The organism is Alkalitalea saponilacus, from assembly GCF_900168165.1.
Lineage (GTDB): Bacteria > Bacteroidota > Bacteroidia > Bacteroidales > Marinilabiliaceae > Natronoflexus > Natronoflexus saponilacus.
On the sequence record NZ_FUYV01000004.1, the window covers coordinates 282,453 to 293,214 of the forward strand.

Sequence of the window (10,762 nt, forward strand, 5' to 3'; positions counted from 1 at the left end):
TCGATACGCAAAGAAAAAAAGTCTCGCAAAATCATACCAGGTAAAACAATTGTTCTATGTCAACCATCAGATTTAAAGAAGTTCAGAGATTTAACCAGATTTGGCTTTGGGGCGTTTTAATACTAACAGGTATTCCTGCTCACTTCGCGCTTGTTTATCAGGTTATTCTGAATAATCCCATCGGACAAGCTCCCGTATCTGACTCGCTTTGCATCATGTTTTCTGCGTTTCACATCGTCATCACCATCTTTTTACTCATCATTAAATTGGATGTGGAAATCTCGTCAAGGTTTATCTCATACCAGTTTTTTCCGTTTCATCTGAAACGGAAAAAATATCCATTAGGCCAGGTGCATAGTGCATTTGTTCGGGAATATCATCCCATAAAAGAGATGAGTGCATTGGGTTTGAAGCTTGGACAAAACTCAAAAGCTTATAATATCAAAGGTTACTGGGGAGTTCAGCTGGAATTTCGTGGAGGCCGACAACTGTTATTGGGAACACAAAAGCCTGAGGAGTTTGATGCAGTTCTAAAAGAATTGCATATACCTGAAGAGTAAACTTCTTTAACTGTTTGATGAATTAATTTTCGGAAAATTTTAGTCCGATGTCCATGGGTTTAAACCCATGGAAGATGCAAACATTGAAAAAAACTGTCATTTATCATGAAAAATTAAACCCATGGGGTTTAATTTTGTTGTTATGACAGAGTGCTAATGCTTAGAAGCATTACCAAAACTTCATCAACCAAAAATAATCGAATAAAATAATAACATCCCAATGAAGAGATTCCTTTTATTACCAACCTTTTTGATGCTTGCTGCATTTATTCTTGCAGAAGAGGCCAGGCTACTGAGATTCCCGGCCATCAATCAGAATCAAATTATATTTACCTATGCCGGTGATTTATACACTGTTCCACACGATGGTGGAACAGCTCGAAAACTCACTTCACACGAAGGATTAGAGATTTTTCCGCGATTCTCACCCGATGGAACGCAAATCGCTTTCACCGGACAGTATGATGGCAATACCGAAGTTTACCTGATTCCCTCTGAAGGCGGCATTCCCCAAAGATTAACCTATACGGCAACGCTTGGGCGAGATGATTTGGCTGACCGGATGGGACCAAACAACATTGTTTTAAACTGGACTCCCGATGGCCAGATTGTTTACCGCTCCAGAAGACACTCTTTTAATGCATTTAAAGGACAGCTGTTTAAAGTGAGTCCCGAAGGTGGCTTATCCAGCCGTGTTGAAGTTCCCGAAGGAGGATTTTTGTCTTTCTCACCCGATGGAAATAAGATGGCCTATAACCGTGTTTTCAGGGAATTCAGAACCTGGAAATATTACCAGGGAGGTATGGCAGATGAAATCTGGATTCATGATTTTGAAACCAGGGAAACACATGCCATTACAGACAGTCCGGCGCAGGATATCATTCCCATGTGGATTGGAGAAGAGATATTTTTCCTATCGGATAGAGACCGCACCATGAATCTGTTCGTGTACAATACACGAACTAAGGAGACGGAAAAAGTGACACATTTTGAGGAGTTTGACATTAAATTCCCCTCCCATTTTCAAAACCACATTGTTTTTGAAAATGGCGGATACATATATAAAATGGATGTCACAACCCGGGATTATACAAGAGTATCTGTAAAAATAAACAACGATAAAAACCATTCACGGGTCGAAAGAGTCGATGCCTCGGAGAGAATATTCTCAGCCGACCTTTCGCCAAACGGCGAAAGGGTCTTGTTTTCGGCACGAGGAGAGTTATTTTCTGTACCGGCCGATAAAGGCATTACATATAACCTGACACGCACCTCAGGCGTTCACGAGCGCAACGGTATCTGGTCGCCGGATGGCAGCAAAATTGCCTGGTTATCAGATAAAAGTGGCGAATATGAAATTTGGGTGAACGATATTTACGGAGAAAATGTTCCCCGACAACTCACCACCGGCGGTGATGTTTACAAATTCAACATCGCCTGGAGTCCCGACAGCCGAATGATTGCCTGGAACGACCAAAATTTTAAATTATACGTTACCGATGTTTCCAACGGAAGAACCAGAGAAATGGCCGAAAACAATCTGGGGCCAATCAATGATTTTTCATGGAGTCCCGACAGCAAATGGCTTACATATACCCATTGGAATGATAACAGGATGGGTATTGTGAAAATTATAAACCTGTCAACCGGCAACATTCACCCGGTTACCGATAAATGGCACCACTCCTATAGTCCGGTATTTTCAGCTGATGGTAAATATCTGTTGTTTGCTTCCGACCGAAGTTTCAGTCCTATCTACAGCAGTACCGAATGGAATCATGCTTACATCAACATGTCGAAAATCTATATGGTTTTACTCAGCAGTGAAACCCCCTCACCTTTTGCTCCGCAAAATGCAGTGGTAAAAACAGGTGAACCTGAAAAGGATAATGGAGAGAAAAAAGATGATGTGAATGTTAGAATCGATTTTGCTGGGATTGGAAGCCGTATTGTTGAGCTTCCCATTGAGCCTGCGAGATACTTCAACATCAGTTGTGTAAACAACCGGGTATATTACAATAGAATGTTCCAGGGAGGACGCGAAGGGAATGGATTGTTGACGTACGATTTGGGTGAAAAGAAAGAACAGTTTTTGGGCGATTATCGTTATACCATTTCTTCCAATAACAATAAAATGCTGGTTGGCCGAAATAAAACCTGGAGAGTGATTGATTTGCCAACATCAACTGTACAGATGGAAAACACCATGGATCTTTCAGGTATGGTGGCAGTGGTAAATTACCGTGAAGAGTGGCAACAGATATTTGATGAAGCATGGCGACAAATGCGCGACTTCTTTTATGTGGACAATATGCACGGCGTAGATTGGGATACCATTTATAAACAGTATTCTCCGCTGATTAATTATGTTAATCATAGAGCCGACCTCAATTATGTCATTGGTGAAATGATTGGAGAGCTCAACGCCGGTCATGCATATGTAAATCCCGGAGACCAACCACAGACCGAAAGAATTCCAATGGGACTTCTTGGTGCCAGATTTTCACGTCACGATTCCGGATATTTCCGAATCGACCACATTTTGGAAGGGGCAAACTGGAGCAGTGACCTGCAATCGCCACTGAATGCACCCGGTGTGAATGTTTCGGTTGGTGAATACATCGTTGCAATTAATCGCGTTCCAACAGAAAGTGTAAACGATATTTATGAACTTCTGAAAGGTACAGCAGGAAAAACTGTTGAATTGACAGTAAGCAACAGACCATCTACTGATAATGTACGTCATGTACTCGTAACCCCGGTTTCCGACGAAAGCGGATTATACTATTACGAATGGGTGCAGAACAATATCAGAAAAGTTTATGAGGCTACCAACGGACAAGTGGGTTATCTCCATATTCCTGATATGGGCCCGGGTGGATTAAATGAATTTGTGAAGCACTTCTATCCTCAATTGCATAAGAAGGCATTGATTATAGACGACCGTGGAAATGGTGGTGGTAATGTTTCTCCAATGATACTTGAAAGACTGAGTCGTGTTCCGTATCGCGTTAATATGCGAAGAAATACAAACGTGGTATCTACCATCCCTGCACAAACACTTGCCGGACCTATGGTAGCACTGGTTGATAAATATTCTGCATCGGATGGAGACCTGTTTGCTCATGGCTTTAAGGCGCTTGGACTGGGAACGGTTATTGGAACCACAACCTGGGGAGGTATAGTTGGAATTACCGGCTCTTTACCATTCATTGATGGAACAGATTTGCGTATTCCTCAATTCACATCTCTTTCAATGGAAGGGAACTGGATGATTGAAGGTGTTGGTGTTGAGCCTGATATCTTTCTGGAAAATGACCCTTACAAAGAGTTTACCGGAGAGGATGAACAGCTGAACAAAGCCATAGAGGTAATACTTGAAAAACTTAAAGAGCGCGAGGAGCTACCAACCATTCCTCCTCCGCCGGTTAAGAATTAGAGCATGTTTTAATAAGATGATTCGATGAGTTTCCCCGGAGATATTTAGGTGTTAATGGAAATAAAAGCCATTAATGTGCTTATCAAAGGTTATAAACTCAAATATTATCAAAAATAGTTATTCATGTGACAAATAAAATCCCACTTGCCAAGGCAAGTGGGATTTTATTTTGGTGCCTTAATTTCAGACAAAAACAATGACAAAACACAGATATTAAACGATTTGACTATATTTAATAACAAATATAGGGCTAAACTACTTGTTTAGATTCCTTTTAAATTATTCGGTTTCGTCCGTTCAATAATCAATTATCCGGGGGTTCATATTTGGATGATTAATATAATTTATCTATTTTCCGCAAAATTTTGTAAACAATAGCTTATTGCATGGCTGTTTTAGATTATACCAAGTTATTAAATACAAACACAATATATTTGGAGTTGTGTTTTATATCCCCATATACCAGATATATTATAAAGATTAAGAATTATTACTTATAACACCAAGAGAAATACAAAACGATAATAGGAAGCTCTTTTTAATATGATAACAGAAAGTAAGTTTACCACAATGGTTATGATGAATGGCAATGAAGCAGTTGCCAGGGGGGCCTTTGAAGCAGGTGTAAAAGTTGCTGCCGGATTCCCGGGCACACCGTCCACGGAGGTAATGGATTATACGCACCAAAGATACCCCGATATCTATTGTGAATGGTCGACCAATGAGAAAGTGGGTTTAGAAGTAGCCATAGGCGCTTCATTTGCCGGTTATCGCAGCCTGGCTATAATGAAAACAGTTGGTTTACACGTGGCAGCTGATGCGCTGGGCGGTGCTGCCGGCAGTCAGATCAACGGTGGCTTGGTAATTGTGGTTGGCGATGATGTTGGCCGTATTGCGGGCGATGACTACAACGATGTTCGTCATTACGGGAACATGTTCAATATTCCCGTATTAGAACCAAGTGACAGTCAGGATGCCAAAGATCTCATGGTTAAAGCATTCGAGATTAGTGAAGAATACACGACTCCTGTCATACTTAAAATTACATCAGTAATTTGCAAGACAACCAGTCGCGTTATAATTGATGAAGAATATACTTACGAAGCAAAATGCAGGGTTAAATATCCTGTAAGTTTCAGTAAAGTTATCATGACCACCATGATGATGAATGCCAAAGGCTCCGAGCATCCAAAGTTGGTCAAATGTTTTAATGATTTTCCGGCACACATGAAGCGCTTGGCTGATGACTGCAATGACTTCGATATTAACAAGCTGGAATTGAACGGTAAAAAGATTGGCGTAATTACAGCAGGCACACCATATTTTTACACGAAAGAAGTTTTACCCGATGCTTCGATTTTAAAACTGGGGCTTGTTATGCCGCTACCGGAAAAGTTGATCCGGGAATTGGCTGAACATGTTGACGAACTATATGTGATTGAAGACGGTCATGATATTTTGGAGAAGAACATAAAGGATTTGGGAGTTTCGGTTATAGGAAAGGAGTTATTTCCTAAATTCCCTGAAATGACTCGTTTTACCCCTGATATTATTGAGGAAAAACTCGTGCCGGACGCTCCAAAAAGAGCGATTATGGAAGGTATTCCTTTTAGATTACCTGTTAGTTGTGCCGGATGCTCTCACCTCTTTATCACACAAATATTAAAAAAACATAAAATCAAGGCTGCTGCCGATGTTACCTGTGGTCTTATAGGTTGCTTTCCCCATACGGAAGCCTATTCACTGCAAAAGTGCATGGGTTCAAGCATTGCACTATCTCATGGTTACAACGTAGCAACAGATCATAGAGAAAATTTTGTGGCCATGATTGGTGATGGTGGTTTTTGGGCCACAGGAATCAATGGGTTGATGAATCTGATATTTAATGACAGTCAATCTACGGTGATTATTGTTGACAATAGCTGTCTTGCGATGACCGGCGGCCAGCATATTGCCTCCAGTGAGTTTGGGTTTAATTATAAGCCGGAAAACAAACTGGAAATTGCCAAAGTATGTGAGGCCATTGGTGTAAAAGATATTGTGACCGTAGATGCCTACGAAATTGAAACCTTGGAAAATGCCATCCTCAATGCGGTAAATGCAAAGACTAATTCAGTGGTTATTGTTAAAAAACCATGTATTACGAAATTCAAACTGCCAAAAAGTGATCCTTATCATATTGACCAGGATCTTTGTACGCAATGCCGAAAATGTGTCAATATCGGGTGTTTGGCTATTGAGAGTAAAAAAGGCAAGGACGGAAAGGTTGAAATATTTATCAACGAGGATCTTTGTGTGGGCTGTGGGTTATGTTCTACGGCATGTAAGTTTGACGCCATAATGTTATAAAAATGCAGGATACAGGAAAAAATATTATAATTGCTGGTGTGGGAGGACAAGGTATTCTCCTTTTCAGTAACCTTTTAAGCAAGTTTTATATGAAACTTGGGTATGAGTTGAAAATATCTGATGTAATTGGATTGGGGCAGCGAGGAGGAGGTGTTGAAAGCCACTTTAGATATTCAAACAAACCCGTGCTATCTCCCTTTATTAAGGCAGGAGATGCTGATTACGTTATATCTTTCGAACAAACAGAAACACTCCGGTATTTGCATTGCTTGAAAGAAGATGGCGTCATTTTATCAAGCACTTTTGAGTTATCAACTTCTAGCGTAAACACGCGACTGGAAAAAGACATGCCTGAATCTAAAACAGAGCTGATAAGGAAATCTGGAAAGAAGACGTTTATTGTTGATCCCGATGAAAACAAAAATCCGGATTTTGACATCAGCAAAATGATGAATATTGTCATGCTTGGATTCTATTCTGAGTATAGAGGATACAACCATGATGAGATGATTCAAATCGTAAAAGAAAATGTTCCTGAAAAGTTTGTTGAAGGAAACATTAAAGCATACGAAAAGGGATGGGCAATTGCTCGTGCTGAACTTGTAGCAAAAGAGTCAGAAGTCAGTAATTGCTAACCTGATTATAATAGTTCGTTAAGTTTTTTATATGCTTTATTTTAGGCATATGTAAGTTCGCTGTTTATATGCGTAATTTGCTTTTAATTAAGGACTTGTTTTTAACTAACCCCGCCATGTGGGACTTCGCTGGCTCAGCATCTAATCCCGATTTTATCGGGAATGATCTAAAAATCTAACGATCTATTGTTATGAGGAATAACATGAAAATACCTGATGCTATAGTGCTACTGGATAGTTTAGGTGATTTACAATCCGATAATACAAGACCAATTCTAGTCTGCGGTTCTCATTGTGGTGGCAATCAGGAGCTTGCCAAACATGTAAAAAACTGTCATGTAAAAGCTGTTTTCCTCAACAATGCAGGTGTTGGTAAAAATGAGGCAGGAATCAGAGGTCTTTCACATTACGAGGCCGAAAACATTCTGGCCTGCGCTGTTGATCACAATAGTGCTGAAATTGGCATTGCCCGCGATACCTGGGAGAGTGGAACCATAAGTCACTCCAACACTCTAGCTGAAGAACTAGGAATAGAAATCGGTAATTCTGTGCAAGAGGCTGTTGCCAAAATAATCAAAATTATCAAACCCGACTCACCAACTCAAAAAAGTAAAAACCATACATCTCTTAATAGAGATAACAATAGCTCCAAAGACCTAAAACAACAAACTCAAACACAAATTGATGGAGTGAGTATCACCGTAACTGATAGCATAACTTTCTTGAACAAGAACAATTCTGGAGAGATCGTTGTATGTGGATCCCATGGCGGTTTGAGTGCCGGTGAATATGCTCAGAAACATCACGTTAAAGCTGTATTTTTTAATGATGCCGGGATCGGCAAAAATAACGCAGGTGTAAAAAGTCTCGAATCATTGTGTGATGCCGGAATTCTTGCATGCACGGTGGATTGCATGAGTGCAGAGATTTTTAACGGGAAAGATGTACTTGAAAATGGCATTATAACTGTCTGTAACCAGTTGGCGAAGGATCAAAACATCAAAGAAAAAATGACGGTTAAAGAGGCTCTTAATTGCATATAGCTTTGTGCATGTTGTTGCACTCACCACCCACAAAATCCGCTGATGACTATGAGCCATAATAACCAATACAATTGCATTCTTGCTGTGTTTCTTAAAAACCCTATTTGCGAGGCATTCATGCAAAACCAAAAAAAGACTAAAATATCATTGAATGGAAAATACCGGTTTCCCGAGTAGCGAAAATGGCTACTTGGAAGATTACGTTTATTTAATCACGAGCAGCTTGAGAAAGTTGACGAATATTGAGATTGTTGATTTTTCTTTGGATTTGGAACAACAAGCAAAACAAGCATTCAATTCTGATTATGTACTTTTAGCTCACAATGGGACAAATGAACCAGTATTTAACTATGCAAATCAAGCAGCACTTTCCCTTTTTGAAATGTCATGGGAAGAATTTACAAATATGCTTTCCAAATATTCTGCGGAAAGTGACCAGCGAGAAAAAAGAGAAAAGCTTTTAGCTGATGTTGCCAAAAATGGGTATTCAAAAAATTATTCGGGCATTAGAATATCTAAAACAGGCAGGAGATTTGAAATCAGGAATGCTATTATTTGGAATATATATGATTCTGAGAATAACAGAATTGGTCAAGCAGCAGTATTCAAGGAATATGATTATTTATAGCGACCTAAAAATCTAACGATCTGTTGTGAAATGAATCATGCAATTATCTTAAACAGCTCTCCGGAACTCTTCAATCAGTTTTGGAGCATCATGGTTGAAAGTTTTCCGGAATCTGAAAGAAAACTGCGAGAAGACTATGCTATACAATTAAAAACAAAGCTCTTCGCTATAAAGCTTTTTCATGATGAAAGCGATGATCTTAAAGGGTTTATCGGTTGGTGGCAGTTGAAAAAACATCGATTTGTGGAACACTTTGCCGTTTCTTCCAAATTCCGAAATCAGGGACTGGGGAATATCATTTTTAGAGAATTTTTAAACGAAAATACTCATCCTGTGGTGCTCGAAGTGGAACCGCCAATAGAGGAAATGGCCATTCGCAGAATTGGGTTTTATGAAAGACTCGGATTTTTGTTGCACCCATACAGCTATTTCCAACCTCCCTATCATAAAGAACATTCACCGTTAGCATTGCAGTTAATGACAAACTCGCCAGCATTAAGTGAAGAGGGCTTTAATGAATTAAAACATGAAGTTTATCAGACGGTTTATGGAATTGTTAGCTGAAATATCTAGCAAAATTTAAATGGAGACATTCTCCGCATTACTACCACCATATTAAAAACCTAAAACACCCGACTTATTGACACACCGACATTTACAAAGTAGCCCGAGTTTTTACCATAATTGATTGGGCAACTGATCTGAAATGCAGTTCGACCATGAGATTTTTGAAATCTGTATCCCACACCAAAAGAGTAGTAAATAGAGTCTGAATATATCATTCTGGTCCCTAGTGCGCCCATCTTCAATTCAACATGGTGTTGATGGAATGAAATCAATTGGTTAATTCCTGTGTTTAAACTTAGCAGACCAACCCCTAATTCTACTGCTGTTTTATGCCGATTGTAATTTAGCAATATCCTTTCATATTTGGTACTCATAATTAAAGAGCTTCCACCAATTTCAACTCCAAATTTGTTTTTTCTGACAAACACATCCTCTTTTCCATTAGACGCGAAAACTAAAGGAATTTGAAAAATTAGGAGTAATATTATCATGCTTATTCTACACATAAAAGCTTTGTTATTATAGTTAATAGTTCGTCAAACTTTTATATTTATTTGATTTCCAGGTATATGCAAAGTCACTTATAAAATACGTAATTTGCTTATAATTAAGTGTTTGCCTTTGTCTAATATCTAAAACTCTAACGATCTATTGTATAGTACTATTTATCAATAATCCCGCTCGGCAAAGTTTCTTTGCAAGCAAAGCGGCCAATTAGCCGAAAAACTTTTGTAGTCTCCAGACTACGCTTATCAAAATCTATAGATTAAGTATTGAGGGTTTGACTTTAAGTCAAACCCTCAATACAACCTAATTATTTATCTCTCAATTCGAGTATATAACGATATTCTGCATGTGAACCGCCATGTTGAATCCGATTCTCCTCCCAATACCACCAATCAAAAAAGTCTGGTAAATTTTCATAGCTCTCAGATAAAAAATGATCACCCGAAGCTCTCCAAATTGCAATAACTTTGGAACTATCCGTTAATACAATTTTTGCTGAATCAACCTCATTGCCAATGACATCACCAAAACCATCCCTATCACAAGTTTTAATATAATATTACCTCCCTCAACTATATTATAATCTTTAGTTCCTTTGATATTTGAGCCACTAGAATATAGTGTTAACCTTACTTCATCATTTAGTTTATTCTCAAAAGAATAATCAGCTTCCACATTGTAACAACAAGAGGCAACTACCAGAAATAATAATAGCGCACTAAAACCCCCATACGCTAAATGCCTCTTCAATTTGCTTTCTCCTGTTTTCATATCTTGATATTAATCTGTTTTTTAATTGCTCGTGACTTCTTATGTCGCTGGTTAAACAGTCGAATATTTGCTTTTGTGTTAAACCTGCATTATCGACCAAGCGCCTCATAATAAAAGGTCTAAACCAATAATCCCGACCAGTAAACCTATCCCCACCATACTGCCTCGTTGCCAACAACCCACCAACATAATACCCCCACATTTCGCCAACGCCGCAAATGCCGGCGTTCTTTTTTGTGGCATCGTCGTAAGCACCGTATGAT

Annotated in this window: 9 protein-coding genes; 7 read left to right on the forward strand and 2 right to left on the reverse strand. The window is 39.1% G+C overall.

What is annotated here, in order from left to right; all coding sequences use genetic code 11:
• Window positions 1-56 precede the first annotated feature (56 nt).
• The 7 genes from B5X70_RS05590 to B5X70_RS05620 all read left to right on the forward strand — a co-directional run bounded on the left by B5X70_RS05590 (window position 57) and on the right by B5X70_RS05620 (window position 9,218).
• Entirely contained in the window at window positions 57-560 is a 504-nt protein-coding gene (locus tag B5X70_RS05590) for a hypothetical protein (protein WP_079556896.1), read from the forward strand.
• Window positions 561-780: 220 nt separating this feature from the next.
• Window positions 781-3,999 carry a S41 family peptidase gene (locus B5X70_RS05595; RefSeq protein ID WP_088328802.1) on the forward strand — a complete coding sequence of 1,073 codons (3,219 nt, stop codon included), beginning with the start codon at window positions 781-783 and terminating at the stop codon, window positions 3,997-3,999.
• Window positions 4,000-4,542: 543 nt separating this feature from the next.
• On the forward strand, window positions 4,543-6,348 hold the full coding sequence (locus B5X70_RS05600; RefSeq protein WP_079556898.1) for an indolepyruvate ferredoxin oxidoreductase subunit alpha: 1,806 nt from the start codon (window positions 4,543-4,545) through the stop codon (window positions 6,346-6,348).
• Window positions 6,349-6,350: 2 nt separating this feature from the next.
• On the forward strand, window positions 6,351-6,983 hold the full coding sequence (locus tag B5X70_RS05605) for an indolepyruvate oxidoreductase subunit beta (RefSeq protein WP_079556899.1): 633 nt from the start codon (window positions 6,351-6,353) through the stop codon (window positions 6,981-6,983).
• A gap of 191 nt (window positions 6,984-7,174) precedes the next feature.
• The gene (locus B5X70_RS05610) at window positions 7,175-8,026 is read left to right on the forward strand and encodes a hypothetical protein (RefSeq protein ID WP_143255031.1); all 852 of its coding nucleotides are present in this window, start codon (window positions 7,175-7,177) and stop codon (window positions 8,024-8,026) included.
• 151 nt (window positions 8,027-8,177) lie between these two features.
• Window positions 8,178-8,654 carry an MEKHLA domain-containing protein gene (locus B5X70_RS05615; protein WP_079556901.1) on the forward strand — a complete coding sequence of 159 codons (477 nt, stop codon included), beginning with the start codon at window positions 8,178-8,180 and terminating at the stop codon, window positions 8,652-8,654.
• Window positions 8,655-8,684: 30 nt separating this feature from the next.
• Entirely contained in the window at window positions 8,685-9,218 is a 534-nt protein-coding gene (locus tag B5X70_RS05620; protein ID WP_079556902.1) for a GNAT family N-acetyltransferase, read from the forward strand.
• Window positions 9,219-9,277: 59 nt separating this feature from the next.
• Here B5X70_RS05620 and B5X70_RS05625 read toward each other — a convergent pair whose 3' ends face one another.
• Both B5X70_RS05625 and B5X70_RS18030 read right to left on the reverse strand, forming a co-directional pair.
• On the reverse strand, window positions 9,278-9,712 hold the full coding sequence (locus B5X70_RS05625; RefSeq protein WP_079556903.1) for a hypothetical protein: 435 nt from the start codon (window positions 9,710-9,712) through the stop codon (window positions 9,278-9,280).
• A 734-nt stretch (window positions 9,713-10,446) separates the two neighbouring features.
• Window positions 10,447-10,762: hypothetical protein (locus B5X70_RS18030; RefSeq protein WP_200812611.1), on the reverse strand; the 316-nt coding region annotated here is incomplete at its 5' end.